The following is a 17,443-nucleotide window of genomic DNA, read 5'->3' as shown; positions in this document are numbered from 1 at the left end:
AGTATCTCCTTTTTTCAGATGATCTTCCGTGTGATACATATTTTTCTGTCAGATCAGATTCCTGATCCAGACTGCCATCTCCCCGGTTTTCCGGTTTCCCCAGTAACAATATGGGACTGCTTTCAATGTTACATCCTTTAACTCCGGCGGCTGTTCTTTGTATAACTCTTCTGCCGTCCAGTTATCTTCTAAGATACGTTTTCCCTTTGCCTCTACTGTCATCACACCGCCTAAAAGCTGTTCTTCCCACTTTTCGGTCAGCGGCTCTTTTGTATCTACATATAGGGAACTTAAATTTGCTCCATTATCTGTTTCCTCAATGCAATATACCAGCGGTCCACGCATGATACATACTTTTCCTTCATCCGCTCTGACTTTTGGATTTGCATATACAAATCTTGCTTTCATATCACAGGATATCCTGATCTCCTCAGATGCCATAAGATCTGTTATCATAAGATAGCCGTTTTTAATGAGCGGTGTTTCAATTTTCTGTTTTCCGCGCCACACGTTAAATTCTTTCGTGTAACCAGGAATCCTGAGTGCCAGTGTTCCTTTGGACGCTTCCTTTGAATCCAGACGGATCGTTACCGTTCCATCCTTTAAGAAATTACTTTCCACATCCACTTCTGTCTCTGTTTCTCCGATCAGAAGTTTTGTCTGATTCGATATATATAAATTGATGTATAAACTGTTTTCATCTGCCCCGTAGATGTACTGTCCTAAGGAGGCAAGTGTTCTTGCTATATTCGGTGGACAGCACGCCACGCCAAACCATTTCTGTCTGACCGGTTTTACATGTTCCATGGATGTCCGTTCAATACAGTTATCCGGCCATACTTCCAATGGATTTACATAGAAGAAACTCTTTCCATCCATCGCAATTCCGGCAAGTACCGTATTATACAGTGCTTTTTCCACAATGTCCGCATATTTAGCATCCTTTGTGATCTGTTCCATCCGCTTTGCAAACATCGCCAGTCCGATGGATGCACAGGATTCGGAATAATTTCTGTCATTCGGAAGGTCATAGTCGGTTGTAAACCGCTCTAACAATCCTGATGAACCGATACCGCCTGTGATGTACATTCTTTTCTCTGTCATGTTATTCCAGAGTGTTTTACAGGCATCTAATAATGTCTCATCCTGATATTCATATGCCAGATCTGCCATCGCACTGTAGAGATAAACAGCTCTTACTGCATGCCCCTCTGCCGTTTTCTGCTCCCTTACCGGCAGATGCGACTGGGAATATTCCGGTACATATCCGGCAAATTCAGGAAATATCTGCTGATATTTTTCTTTCTTCTCTTCCTGAAAGAAATAATTTTCTCCCACACCTCTTGCATCAATAAAAAACTTTGCAAGATCAAGATATCTTTTCTGTCCGGTTGCCCGGTACAATTTTACTAAAGCAAGTTCTACTTCCGGATGCCCCGGATAGCCATGACACTTTCCTTTCTCCGGTCCAAATGTCTCACAGATCAGATCTGCAAATCTTGAAACGATGTCGAGGAACTTTCTTTTTCCTGTTGCATTGTAATATGCAACCGCTGCTTCGATCATGTGTCCTGCCGTGTAAAGCTCATGTCCTTCTTTCAGATTCGTCCATCTTCTGTCAGGTTCTTTGATCGTGAAGTAGGTATTTAAATATCCGTCTTCACATTGTGCCTTCCCTATCAGGTCGATCGTCTCATCGGCAAGTTTTTCCAACTTGTCATCTCTTCCGGATGAATCTAAGGTAAATGCAACTGCCTCTAACCACTTTGCAACATCGGTATCCTGAAAGACAGCTCCTTCAAAATCTCCCTCTGCCTCACCTGCAGCAATCTTAAAGTTCTTGATACAGTGGCTTGGCGCCGCATCTTTCACATTGTCATTTAACGTGTTCCACTGGTAAGGAAGTATGACATCTTTTACTAATCGGATGTATTTATCCCAAAATGCATCTTTGATCTGAATCTGATGCAGCGGCACATCTGTCAGTTTTTTCTTCTCCATAACTTCCTCCCTCCTTCATGCGCCTGTCATGTGTAATATTAAACGTTTAACCAGGTCAAAATGTCTGTTCTCAGTTTATTCACACTTCATTCATACTTTTTGCATGTTTTTTGAAGTGCTTTTGCTTTTTTTCGTTATTTTGATTGATTTCTATTTCGTTCTTGTTTATATATAACATACTGTTTGCAATAATTAAAGTCTGTTATTTTATATTTATATCAATATATTACTATTTTTTATTATATTTTCTTCTCTTTTCTAACTTTTTCTAAGTTTTTGCTTTTTCGCACAATTTATTTATTTTTTAAATCGTTTAACCATGTGCAACTTGCACAAATAGTGCATATTTCCTATAAAGCATTACATTTATTCACAAATATCTTCACCTACATAAAATAAGCCCTTTCTGCCGGATAATCAGCAAAAAGGACTTATTTACGGATGACAAAGTATTTTATTTCTATAATGTTTTGATCGACTGACGGATTAACTGTTTACATGGGACTTTATATACCAGCGGTTCTTCTGTCTCACCCGGCTGATTTTCCACAAGACCTATCATAACCTCAGCAGCTCTGTAACCGATATCATGAAGCGGAAGTTCGGTTGTGGAAAGCGGCGGTTTATAATAACTTGACAGTTCTCTGTTATCATACCCTGCGATTGAAATCTCCTGAGGTATTTTAATTCCCGATTCATCTGCCCAGTCATAGCATCCGCCTGCCATAAGGTCATTCATACAGAATATGGCAGTTACCTGTTTCTTAAAAAGCTGCTTTGCACCAATATGTCCGGATTCTCTCCCCCAGTCTCCGTAATAGATCAGCTCAGGATCGTACAAAAGCCCCGCATCACGCAACGCTTTCTGGTACCCGATCAGACGCGCCTGTGCATGGAGACTGTCGGTTTTTCCTGTTATCACTCCAATCTTTTTATGTCCCTTTGTGATCAGATAGCGGATCATCTCATATGCTCCCCGCTCATCATCCACAACTACGGAAGGAATGCTTTTACTCTCCGTATAGCCGTATGCCATCACAGCCGGAATGCTTAAATTGTCGGGAATACAATGCATGATGCGCTCATGTGCCGTCACATAGATAATTCCATCCACCTGTGTTGCGATCAGTTTCTTGATCTCCTCATCCACCAGTCCGTAATAATCCGTTCTGTGATAATAATAATCATTATATTTTTTATACAATCTTAAATTGGTCAGAAGGATCTGATATTTTACCTTTTCACAATATTCCGTAATACCGTCAATGATGTCCGGGATACTAAAGATCGTCATATCCTCTGCAATGACTCCGATGCTTCTGGTATTGCGCGCTTTTAAATTTTTTGCCACATAGTTTGGCATATAATCCATTTCTTTTGCAGTTTTTAACACAAGATTTCTTGTCGTTTCGCTTGCCCCCGGCTTTTCATTCAGGATATTCGAAACGGTAGCTACCGACACACCGCAGGCTTTTGCAATTTCTTTGATCGTCGCCATAACCTTACCTCCCGTACCACAAATCCCCTTTATTTAACAATATTTCCAATCAAAAATCAATATCTTTCGATCAGGTATCGAATTTTTGCCCCGGTTATGCTACACTGGTATCTATGAGAATCTTAATTTTATCCTGTAATACCGGCGAAGGGCACAATGCCGCCGGAAAAGCGATCCGGGAAGCTGCCATCCGGTGCGGCCACACTGCCGACATGCTGGATATATTTCTGCTCTCCGGCAAAAAAACTTCACATGCAGTAGGCGGTGCCTACGTGGAACTTGTAAAACATATGCCACATGCTTTTGGTATGCTCTATAAAATCGGCATGGCGATTTCGAGTAGCAAACATAAATCACCTGTCTACTATACCAATGCACTGATGGCAAAAAAACTTGCCGCCTATTTAAAACAGCATGATTATGATATCATCGTAACGCCACACCTTTACCCGGCAGAAACAATGACGTACATGAAGAAAAAGGGGATGCTAAAAATTCCTGCTGCTGCGATCGGCACCGATTATACCTGTATTCCATTCTGGGAAGAGACAGAGCTGGATGCCTATTTTCTGCCCCATGAGGACTGCGTTGCAGAATATGTACACCGTGGGATTCCTGCTGACAGACTATACCCTTACGGTATTCCTGTCAGTCACGCATTTTCCCCTTCTGACGACCGCATTTTAGCGAAGATCCGTGCGCGCAATTCCTTAAATCTGCCACCAAATGTCCCGATCTGCCTTGTTATGAGTGGCAGTATGGGATTCGGGAAACTCGCTGTCTTTGCGGCTGAACTTTCACTGCGTTTAAGATCCGGCGAGCATATGATCATTATCTGTGGCAATAACAAGCACATTTATGATGTGCTGCAAAAACAATTTAAGAATCATCCGCGTGTTCATATTCTTGGCTACACCAACCGTGTTGCCGACTATATGGATGCCTGTGATGTGATCTTTACCAAACCGGGTGGTCTCACCTCCACAGAAGCGTTAGTAAAGCGTATTCCGATCGTCCATACAGCACCGATTCCCGGATGTGAGACCGCAAACCGCAATTTCTTTGTAAAGAGACATCTTTCCGTCTCCTCAAAATATATTGCAAAACAGATCACACTCGGAAAAAGACTGCTCACCAGCTCCCCTGATGGGCATGGAAATATTTCCCTGCGGGAAGAAATGCTTTTCGCACAGATGGAAAATGGGAAACCGGACGCTGCCGTGCACATCATAAAAACATTAGAAAAAATAGTTACTGGTCACACAATGTATGCATTTTAAATTATTATGACATATTTTATTTTTATCCTTCTGGGATTTGTTTTAGGCAGTACATTATTTGCCTACTGGATTTCCAGATTATTTTTCAAAACCGACATTACAAAAACATCCACTGATCACAATCCTGGTGTCGCAAATGCTTACATGCAGGCAGGTTTTTTCGCAGGTACATTATCCCTGCTCTGTGAACTTTTAAAAGGTACCATTCCGGTGTTTTTTGCCGGAAAATTCTTAGACTGCGGTTCCCTGCTGTTTGCGCTTGTCATGGCAGCTCCTGTATTCGGTCACGCTTTCCCTTTTTTCCAAAAAGAAAAAGGCGGCAAAGCAATTGCCGTCTCTTTCGGAGTTATGATCGGACTGTTTCCGGAAATTTATCCTCTCATCAGCCTGATCTTTTATTATATTTTATTTTCACTGGTGCTCACACTGCGCCCGCATTCTTTCCGGTCCGTCATTACATACGGACTGTTTACGCTGACTGTGTTTGTGATCGTACCTCAAAATTCCATACGACTCGGCTGTTTTATCATTTCAGCGGTCGTGATCTACCGTCATATCATCCGCTACCACGATGAGCCGCTGCAGATCTTACTGTTCGGAAAGCATCTGTTATTTCAGAAACATTGATCCTACTTTTGACTGTGCACAGTTTTTGTGTGCAGAACTTCCATATAGCCTCATCCTGTGATTATTTTACCAGCAGAGCACCTCATGACCGTCTTCCGTCACCAGTACCATGATCTCCCACTGTGCAGACGGAAGTCCGTCCTCGGTATAAACTTCCCAGTCGTTCTTATCATCTACATAGATGTCTACTTTGCCCATATTGACCATCGGTTCGATCGTAAAGATCATACCTGGAACTAAGAGCATTTCCTGTCCACGTTTTGTGTTGTAGCCAACCCATGGTTCTTCATGAAACTCAAGTCCGACTCCATGTCCACCGATCTCACGCACAACTGTATAGCCGTTTGCAAATGCATGGTCATGCACAGCCTGCCCCATATCGCCTAAAAATCCCCATGGTTTTACTTCTTTTAATCCAAGTTCCACGCACTCTTTTGTGACTTCCACAAGACGCTTCTTCTCCGGGCTTACATCCCCGATGCAGAACATTCTTGAAGAATCTGAAAAATATCCGTTTAAAATCGTAGATACATCTACATTAATGATATCCCCGGACTTTAAAATCACATCTTTAGACGGAAAACCATGACATACCTGATCATTTACAGAAGTACATACACTGTACGGATATCCCTCATAATTAAGCGGTGCCGGAATACCACCCATTTCTGTTGTCATATCATAAACGATCTTGTCAATCTCTGCTGTATTCATACCCTCATGGATATGCTTCTCAATATAATCCAGCACTGCTATATTGATCTTGCAGCTCTCTTTAATTCCTGCGATCTGATCAGCATTCTTAATAAGGTCATGTGTCGGGACAATATGTCCCTGTGAAGCGATCAGGGCGATACGCTCATCAAATGCCTGATGGCATGCTTTGTATTTTTTCCCGCTTCCGCACCAGCACGGATCATTTCTCCCAATTTTTACTGACATAATTTCTGCACCACCTGATTGATCACACTTCCGTCAGCCTTTCCTTTTAACTCCGGCATAACAGCTTTCATGATCTGTCCTTTATTTTTACTTGCTGCCACATCAGCAAACTTCTCTGTAATATATGCCTCTACCTCTTCTGCTGACATCATCTGTGGTGCATATTCTGCAAAAATATCATATCTTGTCTGGTATTCTGCCAGAAGATCTTCCCTGCTTGCAGGACAGGTGTCAATCTGCTCTTTTACAGATTTCATCTCCTTTAAGATCACTCTGTTTACCAGTTCCTCTTTAATATCATCTCTGCATCCCTCGTCGATCGCAGCTTTCTTCGCTGCGGAAACAAGTGTGGAAATTGCATCCTTACGTACTTTATCTCTCGCCTTCATGGCAGCTATCATATCTTTTTGTAATGTTTCAAACTGCATAATACTCCTACCTTCCTGATTCTAATAATCTTTATTGATTATAGCATAATTTCCATATAATTCATAATTTTTTTCAATATCTATTGCTGCTTTTTTATCATCAAAGTTACAACACACGCCGCACCGTTGTGATCGTACGATAGGTTGCATTTCCATAACAGATACCACTCGACGGTGTCGATGCATGGACGATCCTGCCGCCACCCATATAGATTGCCACATGTCCGGGATAACAGATAATATCCCCCGGCTGTGCATTCTCATAGCTGACTGCCTGTCCGCTCGACTGGAGTGCATAGGAACTTCTTGGAAGTGAAACACCAAAATGGCTGTATACAAGAGACACAAAACCGGAGCAGTCCGTTCCATCCGTCAGACTGTTTCCACCAAACACATATGGATTTCCCACAAAATTAGTCGCATAAGATACCACACTGCTGCCACTCACACCGGTAGAATAGGACGGATTTAAAGCATTATTCGTCAATCCTGTTGAACTGCTGTTAGAGGAACCACTGTCAGAACTGCTCCCCGAAGAACTGTTTCCTGAATCTGTTGTGGATGTACTGCCTCCTGTACTGTCTGTTGATGTTCCACCATCCGTAGATGCAGTCTGGGATGTATTATTCTTTTTGCTTTTCTTTGCCTTTGCTTCTGCTTCTTTTCTGGCTTTTTCCTGACGTGCCTGTTCCTGTACGATCACTTCATTCTGTTTACGGATTGTGGAAGCATACTGACTCGCCAGAGTCTTTGCATTTGAAAGCTGTGAATCAAAATCTGCGATCTGTGCTTTCTTTTCATTGATCACCTGATTTAAAGATGCTTCCTGCTGCTCATAACTTTGTTTCAACTCCTCCATATCTGCCAGTTCCTGCTCTAACTGTGACTCTAAATCTGCCACCTGCTGTACCGTCTCCTGATATGCCACTAAAAGCTCCCTGTCATAGCTGTATACCTCTGAGACATATTCCACACGGTTTAAAAGATCCGATATATCTTCTGACTTCACAATGGCATCTAAAAATGTATCATCACCATTTTCATACATGTACTGGATTCTCTGCTTCATATCCGCATACTGCTTCTGTTCCTTTTCCTGTGCCGCTGCAAGGTCTGTCTTTGCCTGATCGATCTCTCCTTCCTTGTTGTCAATATCTGTCTTTAAAAGTTCCATATCTGTCAGAAGTGACATCAACTGCTCATCATATGCTGCCATCTGACTTTTCACTTTACTCTGCTCACTCTGTATATTGTTAATCTGCTGGTTAATGTTATCTAAATTCTGCTGTGCCTCATTTTTTTTCTTCTGCGCATCTTTGATCACAGATGCATCTGCAGAGTAAAAACACGCAAATCCGATCACACCTGCCATAACCACAGCGATCATTCTTTTTCTTTTTTTTGTATATTTTAATGCCTTTTCCCACTTCATCAAGCATTTCTCCTTCTGTTACCTGCAAAAATAAGCACGGCAGACTGCGACTGGCAGAATCCGTACTTATTTATTCTATCACACTTTATTATATGTTTGTTAGGATTTCCACAAATTCACAAATACTTAATATTTTACCCGACCTGTTTCACGATCAAAATCTTTTCACCTGCGGAAAGTGTCTCACTTTTTCTATGGTTTGTCTCCATGATATTTTGTATGGTCGTATGATTTTCTTTCGCGATCGTCCACAGGTCATCTCCCTCCCTGGCTATATACCCCACCAGTCCCGGCCGGTTTCTGAGCATCTCAAGATCCGGTTGTGACTCTGTGGCATCTTCGATATTTGGTATGATTTCCGAAACAAAGGCGAGCAGATCAAGCCGTACTGCTGCACGGATCTCAACATGCTCCTGATCCAGCATAACTGCAGAAAGCTGTTCTAATGAAGCATCCAGCTCCACCTTTGCCTGCGTTGACATTTCCGGGATTTCCACAAGCTGTGAAAATGGATAAATTTCCTGCATCGCTCCAACCGGCATATGATCATCCGGAGTAATATATAAAATATGAACCTCGATCGTTCCTTCCGCAAGAACACCTTCCGGCGTTATTTCCTGCCGTTCTAAAAGTACTTTTCCCTCACAGGAACAGATCTGAAGGACTTTTTCTTTGTCCTCTTTTAATTCCATCTGCTCAGTCATCCTGCACTTTGCGGCATTTTTAACAAGAAGTCTCTCCAGCGGACACTCCTTCCAGACAGGCTTTACATCTTTCTGCAATGAGTACAGATCTGTTAAAAGCCTTATCTTTTCTTCCTTCCAGATACGGATATGCATATCTAATGCCAGTTCCATGACAAGGATTCTCTCCTCCCCATCATAATCCGGTTTGACTTCCAGCTCCATCGTCACAGGTATCATCTTTACCTGCCAGATACAGTCATTCTCCATGACACCGCACTCTGCCTGTGCATCCAGCGGAACTGTTGTCTCATACCAGGATAAATGTTCTCCTTCCTCCTCATCATTGTATAATATGGAAACCAGTATTTCCCCGGAAAATCTAATATTGCCTTCCGTAAGCCTGCTTTCAACATTGCGTAGCTGCATACTCTGCCAGAGTATTTCACGGATATTCGGTTTACTTGATGGCAGAACCGCCTCACTTTTCTGTCTGCAGATATCACGCCGCACCACGAGCAGTTTTAACGCTTCCTTTTCTACAATATTCTGTTCATAGTCACTGCCATCTGAAAGTTCACTTGTCAGCTCCTCATCCACTTCTGTATCTGCAGATGCCGTCAGGACAATTACCGCACGGATATTTAGTTTTCTGGAGTTGATCACACCAACGGTAAGATCTTCTATATCCCCCACAGCATGAACTGCATCATATTCACTCAGTCCATCCATATTGAGCCGTTCCTGAAATGGGATTTCACCACGCAGGCAGCTTATTTTACCTTCCTGTTTATCACTCCGATAAAGTACTTTAAAAATAAGGCTTCCCTTGATCCATGCAGCCCCCTCCATCGCCTTTACCTCATCAAAGCGCAGTTCTCCATGTTCTTTTATTACTTTTACAATATCCTGTCTGTAGTCCGGCACATTATAGTCATCATCCAATGTGATCTGTGTAACTGCAGATCCTCTTTTTTCACTTCTATGTAGTTTTATTTTCTGAAATTCCAAAAAAAGTCCCCCATTCCGAATCTTTGTAACCATCTTATTCGGACATGGGGGATTTTATACCTGTTTAGCACAATTTCATGCGTATATCTCTTGTAACAATATCAGAATAACTGAATGATAATAACTGAGGTGGATTTTCTTCACGCTCATCATTTACCAGGATCGTGAATACGCTTGGGTAAGCATTCTGGATGACGCCTTCCTGGATGTCAACTTTATTGCGTCCTCGGTCAAGCTGAATCATTACTTTTTTCCCGCACTGCTGATGCACGGATGCCCGAACTTTTCTGATGTCTGCCTGTTGCATGTGTTCTACCTCCTTAATCCGGTATTCTGCAATCATACACATTTGTAATAATATCTCTACCGGACTCCTTTTCTGCTTTAGAATAGCACTGTGCTAAATTTTTGTCAAACATAATTAAATTATTTAAAAAAATTTTAAGAATATTTACTCAAAAATGATACTTTTGTCCTGGTTTTTTACCTGAATTATAATATAAGGAAAACTTGGGCTTGCGTTTGTAACTTCGCCCTTTCTTGGCCCGATGAGTTCTGTATCAAATACCACTGCATTTGTGGTCAGATAACAGTCTTTCACACAGATACTGTATCCTCCTGTCGCCTGTTCTCCATATCCACGTACAATATACAGATCATCCTCCATCTCATAAGTGAGTTTAAAATCCGCTGCTTTCTTTTCTTCGATCATTGATCTTAACTCTTCCGGTGTCTCAGATTCCTCAACGATCGTATATGTAAGATCACTTACCTTCGTTTCATTTGTCTGCTCGATACTGCATCCGCTGATCACTCCCGCCATCAGCAGACCCACCCCACATATTCTTACCAGATACTTTTGAAACATGCTTTCTTACACCCGCCCCTAGTTTACGCTTCTATCTTAATATATGGCTTCTTACCTTTAAATATGTCTTTTTTAGTTGTTTTTCCCCTGGATACCTTATATAATGTGGATATATAAAACTTGGGGATTTCCCCGGAAAGGACACACTATGTTACGCGCAATACTTGCATTGCTTTTTGCCATACTCTATCTGATCATTGGTATTCCGGTGCTTTTTGTCGAGTGGATCATCGGGAAATTTAACCGCCAAGCTGCCGATATCAGCCAGCTGCGCATGGTACAGTGGGCATTTCGTGTCATTCTCTTTATCTGTGGCACAAAACTAACCATCATCGGGGAGGAAAATGTTCCAAAAGACCAGCCGGTTCTTTACATCGGCAATCACAGAAGTTATTTCGATATCATCATCACTTACTCACGCTGTCCGCGTCTGACCGGTTATGTCGCAAAGGATTCCATGAAAAAAGTTCCTCTTTTATCTACCTGGATGACACGGCTGCACTGTCTGTTCATCAACCGTTCTGATGTCAAGGAAGCATTAAAGACGATCCTTGCAGGAATCGATAATATCAAAAATGGGATTTCCATGTGTATTTTTCCTGAAGGAACACGCAACAAAACGGATGATCTGATGCTCCCATTCAAAGAAGGAAGTTTTAAAATGGCAGAAAAAACCGGATGTCTGATTGTACCTATGGCGATCTCCGGTTCCGCCGATATTTTAGAAGCACATTTTCCAAAAGTAAAACCGGTACATGTCATTGTAGAATATGGCAGACCGATCGATCCGAAGTCTTTAGACAAAGACACACGTAAAAAGATCGGTGCACACTGTCAGGGTGTGATCGCCGGAATGCTTGAGAAAAATGATCCACAGATTTGAATTATCTGCCACATGTTTCGTATATATTCGATTGTTCTGGATATGCAGAAAAATCCCCGAACCACCATCGTGATCCGGGGATTTTTATTTTTCATAAACGATTATAAATTCGCATTTTCCCACAGTTACTTACTTTGTAAGCTGTCCTACGACCTCCGGGAATCCCATAAAATGAGATGCCTTTACTAATACAGTGTCACCACTCTTCACATAAGGTAGCAATTCTGCTGTGAGTTCATCTTTTGATTTAAAATAATGAACCTCCGTCTGTGGACTGCATTTTTTTACCGCCTGTGCCAGATTCTCTGACAATACGCCCGCTGCAAACAGGACATCGATTCCTTTTCCTTTAAAATGCTCTCCGACCATTGCATGCAATTCTTTCTCATTCTCACCAAGTTCTCCCATATCACCAAGCACTGCAATCTTTCTGTCTGGTGCCGCTGCAAGCACGTCAATGGACGCTTTCATAGAAACAGGATTGGCATTGTAACAATCGTCGATGATCGTCATTCCCTCCTTATGGATCAGATTGCTTCTTCCTCCGATTGTTTTGACTGACTCGATCCCACGTTTCATTTCATCCACACTAAGACCGAGCTTTCTTGCAACACAGACTGCCGCTAACGCATTGTATACATTATGCTCTCCTGCGATTGGAATCATCACTGCAAAATTCTCTTCCCCAATATGTATTACCGCTTTTGTTCCGTCTAACCCCACCGGCTCTACATCCGTTGCATATACTTCTTTCTCTGCAAGATATTTTTCGCCCTGCTCTGTCTTTGCAAGTTTTGCTTCTTTTCCGATACCGTAAAATACTGTCTTATTTCCGTTTACTGTCTTTTTCTCACAGAGTTTATCATCGTCCCCATTTAACACAGCAATTCCTTCCGGTGTCAGATGCTCAAAACTCTCTGTTTTTGCCTTTAATATTCCATCTCTGGTCAGAAGATTCTCCAGATGGCACAATCCGATATTAGTGATCACACAGATATCCGGATACGCCATTTCCGCAAGGCGGTGCATCTCTCCAAATTCTGAGATTCCCATCTCAAGCACTGCAACTTCATGCTGTTCCCTGATCTTAAAGATCGTAAGCGGAAGACCGATCTCATTATTGAAGTTTCCCTCTGTCTTTAACACATTATATTTCTGGGAAAGAACCGATGCGATCATCTCTTTTGTGCTTGTTTTTCCAACACTTCCGGTAATGCCGACAACTTTGATATCGAGAGTTCTCCTGTAATATGCCGCAAGTTTTTTCATCGCACCAAGCGTTGATTCTACTCTGATATACGGGCCTGCCGGATCAGAAAGCTCCTGCTCGGATAATACGGCAAGTGCTCCTTTTTCAAATACCTGCGGTATAAACCGGTGACCGTCCACCTTTTCTCCTTTTACCGCAATAAAAAGATATCCCGGCTCTACCTGTCTGCTGTCTATCACAGCTCCGGTAATTTCTTTTGTTTTGTCTGTCTCACTGCCATAATATACTCCGTCGCACACTTCTGTAATGCGTTCCAGCGTCATATTTTTCATGATAATCTCCATTCCTGATTTTTATTTTTCGTATTTACTCATGGAAATCTGAATCAGCTTCTCACACAATTCGTTAAAGTTCACACCGACAACCTGTGCTTCCTGTGGCAGAAGACTTGTAGGTGTCATTCCCGGTAAAGTATTTGCCTCTAAACAATAAATGTTTTCGTTCTCATCTAACAGGAAATCTGTACGTGAATAGGTGTCAAGTCCAAGCACCTGTGCTACCTGTTCTGCATAATGCTGCATTTTCTCTGTGACAACTTCAGAAAGTTCCGCCGGACAGGTCTCAACTGCACTGCCTGCTTTGTATTTATTCTTGTAATCATAGAATCCCTGCACCGGAGCGATCTCAATGATCGGAAGTGCCTTTCCCTCGATCACACCGACAGAAAACTCACGTCCCTTCACATATTCTTCCACGATCAGATTTTCTTCCCAGCGGAAAGCTTCATCTAAAGCGGCTTTATATTCATCCGCATTATGTGCGATAGAAACACCGATACTCGAACCACCACAGCACGGTTTTACCACACATGGGAAACTGATGCCAAGTTTTGCGATATCATCGCTGCGGTCAGCCTTTTTCATGGACGCACCCTTTGGAGCCGGTATGCCAGCAGATAAAAACAGTTTTTTCGACATTTCTTTATCCATGGCAAGCGCACTGCTCAAATAACCGCTGCCTGTATAACGAATCCCAAACAGATCAAATGCAGCCTGGATCTTACCATTTTCCCCATTTTCTCCATGCAGTGCCATAAATACAATATCTGACATCTGACACAATTCGATCACATTCGGTCCAAAGAAATTATCTGACTGATCTTTTCTGGATGCTTTTACCTTTGCAAGATCCGGTGCGATTTCCGGTATTCCGGACACTTTTACGCTCACTTCTTCACTCCGGTCAAAAATACCTGTCAGATCTTCTTTTTTATCACTGTATCCCATAAATACATCAAGTAAGATCACCTGATGTCCATTCTCTCTCAATGCCTTTGCCACCATATCTCCGGTTTTAAAGGAAACATCTCTTTCTGTACTTAAACCACCTGCTAAAACAACAATCTTCATGGTATACTCTCCTTACTCATAAAAACATTTCTGCTTTATAGTATACCTTTTTTCTTTATGTGGCAAGGAATTTGCACATTCCTTTGTACTTTTTATGCCTGCATGACATCCTTTCTTAATTTATTTTCTGCCGTTAGGCAATGTCTCCTGGCAGTGCCTCCCGACAGGCGAACACCATTTTCTTTATTTTACTCCCCGTTTTCCCGCATTACCTGCAGCAGCCACAAAAATATCTGTCTGCCAAGCAGATCCTGTCTACCGATCATACTTCCATACCGGTATATTTTTGCAACTACATCTTCGCAACGTTCTTTTTCCCCCGTCAGCAATATTTCACAGAGCAATCCATATCGCTCTCTGTTCCCAGTGCACTGCCTGTCGATTTCTTTCCATAGTTCCGGATACCTTCTTGCCAGATCCACCAGCATCTCCACCCCGTTGTACATTTCTTCCACTTTTTTCTGCTTTATTATATAATTTTCCACTCTTACTCTACTGTCATGCAGGCACTTATACTACATAAGTATCTTATGTCTGTCGAATTTTGTCAACTACATTTGATTTTTCATTTCAGATATTTTGATTACCAAAATATCTTGACAATCTTCTGCGTATCCTATATATTTGTTTTTGTTTGATAGTCAAACTATTTTGTTGGAGGATTAAAAATGAGTGTACGAATTATTGTTGATTCCGCATCTGATCTCACAAAAGAACGGGCAGATGTATTAAATCTTGATTATATGCCTTTAAAAACCATCTTTGGTGAAACGGAATATTTAGACGGTGTTACCATTTCCCATAAAGAATTTTATGAAAAACTGATCGAATGTGGAACGATCCCGACGACCAGCCAGATATCGCCTCATGACTTTGAAGCTAAATTCAAAGAAGTAAAAGATGCCGGCGACACCGCTGTTGTGATCTGCCTGTCCTCCCTTTTATCCGGTACATACCAGAGTGCCCACATTGCACTCGATGGTTACGAGGACTGCATCACATTAGTGGACAGCTTAAATGTATGCCTCGGCGAACAGATTCTCGTACTTTATGCCGTAAGACTGCGCGACCAGGGACTTTCCGCAAAAGAAATTGCCGAAAAACTTGAAGAAAAGAAGAAGGATGTCTGCGTCTTAGCCGTATTTGATACCCTCGAATATTTAAAACAGGGTGGACGTATCTCAAAGACTGCTGCATGGGCTGGAAATATCCTGTCCATCAAGCCTGTTATTGCTATCGAAAAAGGTGAAGTTGTAATCTTAGGAAAAGCAAGGGGGTCTAAAAACGGTAATAATATCCTCATCCAGGAAGTGAAAAATAAAAACGGCATTGATTTTTCCATGCCGTATATGCTGGGATACAGTGGACTCGACGATTCACTGCTTCAGAAATATATTGCAGACAGCGCAGATCTCTGGGCCAGTCAGACAAAGGAGCTGCCGGTCAGCACAATCGGTAGTACAATCGGGACACACGCCGGTCCGGGAGCGATCTGTGTATCGTTCTTTCATAATGCTTAATACAGAATATAGGAACGAAAGGTATATTTCAATTTATTGACCGTCAAATTGCACAAAATCACAGTACAACAAAAACCACCCTGCGGCATTCTCCTGCCACAGGGTGGTTTTATTCACAGCACAATTCTGCAATGATCCATTTTAATATTCCGGTTCGATCAATCCGTATGTGTTGCCTTTTCTCTTGTATACAACGTTGACATCTTCTGTCTCCGCATTGATAAATACGAAGAAATCATGTCCTAATAACTCCATCTGTACACATGCATCTTCCGGATACATCGGCTTCATATCGAACTTCTTAGAACGGATGATCTTGATCTCCTCGTCATCATCAGATGCTGCATCCAGAAAATCCTGTTTGAAAACGGACGCTGCGCTCTGCTGTTTCGTAACCAGCTTCGTTCTATATTTCTTTAACTGACGTTCAATAACCTCTTCTACCAGATCGATCGATACATACATATCGTTGCTTACCTGTTCAGAACGAATATAGTTTCCTTTCATCGGAATCGTAACTTCCACCTTCTGGCGTTCCTTCTCCACGCTCAGCGTTACATAGACATCTGTGTCCGGTGTGAAGTACTTCTCTAATTTGTTTAACTTGTCCTCCACTGCCTCTTTGATACCATCGGTCAATTCAATGTTTCTCCCTGTAATCTTGATTCTCATGATGTCCAACCCCTTTGCCGTTTATTTGATACAGATTTATATCATGGTTTTATTATAGCACTTTCCACAAATATTTCAATACAATATATCATTTTTTATATATTTTTCAGAATATTTATATTTTCCTGTAATATTCTTGTAAAAATACATGTTATTACATATTTGAAAAAACCGCATTACAAGTGACCATTTCCTATCTCCTGTAACACGGCTGTTTTCTATTTCATTGCATCTCTTATGACCTTTTCTGCCCATTTTGCTTCTTCTTTGGTAAGCTGCGGTGTATCCTTGAGAACATAGTCCATGCCAAGATTATCGTATTTAACCTTTCCAAGCGCATGATACGGCAGTACTTCGAGTTTTTCCACATTTGAAAGTGTCTTTAAAAATTGTCCTAGTTCCGTCAATTCTTCCTTTTCAAATGTGATGCCGGGGACAACAACATGACGTATCCATACCGGCTTTTTCTTCTGATCCAGATATCTTGCAAATGCTAAAATATTCTGATTGGAATGTCCGGTCAGTTTACGGTGATCCTCGTCACAGATATGCTTGATATCAAGCATTACAAGATCTGTAACATTAAGCAGTCTGTCTATTTTTTCAAGTGTGATCCCTGATGCAGAGTTTTCATCCTCTGGAAATCCCGGAAACATAATACCTGATGTATCTAAACAGGTATGGATCCCGTGTGCCTTTGCTTTTTCAAACAGTTCCGTCAGAAAATCGATCTGAAGCATCGGCTCCCCACCGGTGGCAGTGATCCCGCCAGTCCGGTAAAAAGAGGCATTACGCATGAAGCGGTCGATGATCTCATCCGCCTCCATCTGTTTTCCATCCGTAAGCACCCAGGTATCCGGGTTGTGACAATACTGGCAGCGCATCGGACAGCCTTCAAAAAATACAACAAATCGTACCCCCGGACCGTCCACGGTGCCAAATGATTCCAGAGAATGAATATAACCCATTGTAATCTCCT

At 41.9% G+C, this 17,443-nt stretch carries 17 protein-coding genes; 4 read left to right on the top strand and 13 right to left on the bottom strand.

Annotation, left to right across the window (positions count from 1 at the left end):
- Window positions 1-48: 48 nt before the first annotated feature.
- Window positions 49-2,001, bottom strand: coding sequence for a glycoside hydrolase family 127 protein (locus H8S51_RS03985; RefSeq protein ID WP_118210408.1), 1,953 nt, complete (start codon window positions 1,999-2,001; stop codon window positions 49-51).
- 460 nt (window positions 2,002-2,461) lie between these two features.
- Window positions 2,462-3,499: a LacI family DNA-binding transcriptional regulator gene (locus tag H8S51_RS03980; protein WP_118210409.1), complete on the bottom strand. Its 1,038-nt coding sequence runs from the start codon at window positions 3,497-3,499 to the stop codon at window positions 2,462-2,464.
- Between the two features lie 113 nt (window positions 3,500-3,612).
- On the opposite strand from H8S51_RS03980, the gene H8S51_RS03975 reads away from it, so the two are divergent.
- Together H8S51_RS03975 and H8S51_RS03970 are read left to right on the top strand one after the other, a co-directional pair.
- A complete protein-coding gene (locus H8S51_RS03975; protein WP_118210410.1) occupies window positions 3,613-4,779 on the top strand; it encodes an MGDG synthase family glycosyltransferase in 1,167 nt (388 codons plus the stop codon).
- 6 nt (window positions 4,780-4,785) lie between these two features.
- Window positions 4,786-5,406 carry a glycerol-3-phosphate acyltransferase gene (locus H8S51_RS03970; protein ID WP_118210411.1) on the top strand — a complete coding sequence of 207 codons (621 nt, stop codon included), beginning with the start codon at window positions 4,786-4,788 and terminating at the stop codon, window positions 5,404-5,406.
- Window positions 5,407-5,472: 66 nt separating this feature from the next.
- Here the strand turns inward: H8S51_RS03970 and H8S51_RS03965 are convergent, their stop codons facing one another.
- The 6 genes from H8S51_RS03965 to H8S51_RS03940 form a co-directional block, all read right to left on the bottom strand.
- Window positions 5,473-6,348, bottom strand: coding sequence for a methionyl aminopeptidase (locus H8S51_RS03965; RefSeq protein ID WP_117920089.1), 876 nt, complete (start codon window positions 6,346-6,348; stop codon window positions 5,473-5,475).
- Window positions 6,339-6,776 (bottom strand): GatB/YqeY domain-containing protein, encoded by a 438-nt coding sequence (locus H8S51_RS03960; RefSeq protein WP_006856410.1) that lies wholly within the window; start codon window positions 6,774-6,776, stop codon window positions 6,339-6,341. The genes H8S51_RS03965 and H8S51_RS03960 overlap by 10 nt, the downstream gene beginning before the upstream one ends.
- 106 nt (window positions 6,777-6,882) lie before the next feature.
- Window positions 6,883-8,208 (bottom strand): C40 family peptidase, encoded by a 1,326-nt coding sequence (locus tag H8S51_RS03955; RefSeq protein WP_117920087.1) that lies wholly within the window; start codon window positions 8,206-8,208, stop codon window positions 6,883-6,885.
- 134 nt (window positions 8,209-8,342) lie between these two features.
- A complete protein-coding gene (locus tag H8S51_RS03950; RefSeq protein ID WP_241070888.1) occupies window positions 8,343-9,902 on the bottom strand; it encodes a DUF3794 and LysM peptidoglycan-binding domain-containing protein in 1,560 nt (519 codons plus the stop codon).
- Between the two features lie 64 nt (window positions 9,903-9,966).
- A complete protein-coding gene (locus tag H8S51_RS03945) occupies window positions 9,967-10,209 on the bottom strand; it encodes a Veg family protein (protein WP_117920124.1) in 243 nt (80 codons plus the stop codon).
- A gap of 144 nt (window positions 10,210-10,353) precedes the next feature.
- Window positions 10,354-10,770 (bottom strand): protease complex subunit PrcB family protein, encoded by a 417-nt coding sequence (locus tag H8S51_RS03940; protein ID WP_186899362.1) that lies wholly within the window; start codon window positions 10,768-10,770, stop codon window positions 10,354-10,356.
- A gap of 148 nt (window positions 10,771-10,918) precedes the next feature.
- On the opposite strand from H8S51_RS03940, the gene H8S51_RS03935 reads away from it, so the two are divergent.
- Window positions 10,919-11,653: a lysophospholipid acyltransferase family protein gene (locus H8S51_RS03935; protein WP_117920081.1), complete on the top strand. Its 735-nt coding sequence runs from the start codon at window positions 10,919-10,921 to the stop codon at window positions 11,651-11,653.
- Window positions 11,654-11,782: 129 nt separating this feature from the next.
- Here H8S51_RS03935 and H8S51_RS03930 read toward each other — a convergent pair whose 3' ends face one another.
- The 3 genes from H8S51_RS03930 to H8S51_RS03920 form a co-directional block, all read right to left on the bottom strand.
- Window positions 11,783-13,195 (bottom strand): UDP-N-acetylmuramoyl-tripeptide--D-alanyl-D-alanine ligase, encoded by a 1,413-nt coding sequence (locus H8S51_RS03930; RefSeq protein ID WP_118210413.1) that lies wholly within the window; start codon window positions 13,193-13,195, stop codon window positions 11,783-11,785.
- A 21-nt stretch (window positions 13,196-13,216) separates the two neighbouring features.
- Window positions 13,217-14,272: a D-alanine--D-alanine ligase family protein gene (locus tag H8S51_RS03925; RefSeq protein ID WP_186899361.1), complete on the bottom strand. Its 1,056-nt coding sequence runs from the start codon at window positions 14,270-14,272 to the stop codon at window positions 13,217-13,219.
- Window positions 14,273-14,460: 188 nt separating this feature from the next.
- The gene (locus H8S51_RS03920; RefSeq protein ID WP_241070887.1) at window positions 14,461-14,727 is read right to left on the bottom strand and encodes a hypothetical protein; all 267 of its coding nucleotides are present in this window, start codon (window positions 14,725-14,727) and stop codon (window positions 14,461-14,463) included.
- Window positions 14,728-14,940: 213 nt separating this feature from the next.
- On the opposite strand from H8S51_RS03920, the gene H8S51_RS03915 reads away from it, so the two are divergent.
- On the top strand, window positions 14,941-15,792 hold the full coding sequence (locus tag H8S51_RS03915) for a DegV family protein (protein WP_186899359.1): 852 nt from the start codon (window positions 14,941-14,943) through the stop codon (window positions 15,790-15,792).
- A 141-nt stretch (window positions 15,793-15,933) separates the two neighbouring features.
- Here the strand turns inward: H8S51_RS03915 and hpf are convergent, their stop codons facing one another.
- The gene (gene hpf, locus H8S51_RS03910; RefSeq protein ID WP_117920071.1) at window positions 15,934-16,464 is read right to left on the bottom strand and encodes a ribosome hibernation-promoting factor, HPF/YfiA family; all 531 of its coding nucleotides are present in this window, start codon (window positions 16,462-16,464) and stop codon (window positions 15,934-15,936) included.
- A 218-nt stretch (window positions 16,465-16,682) separates the two neighbouring features.
- On the bottom strand, window positions 16,683-17,432 hold the full coding sequence (pflA, locus tag H8S51_RS03905) for a pyruvate formate-lyase-activating protein (protein ID WP_186899358.1): 750 nt from the start codon (window positions 17,430-17,432) through the stop codon (window positions 16,683-16,685).
- Between the last annotated feature and the right edge of the window lie 11 nt (window positions 17,433-17,443).

Origin of the sequence: Roseburia rectibacter (assembly GCF_014287515.2) — a bacterium.
GTDB lineage: Bacteria > Bacillota > Clostridia > Lachnospirales > Lachnospiraceae > Roseburia > Roseburia rectibacter.
This window is presented reverse-complemented; position numbering and strand designations above follow the sequence as displayed.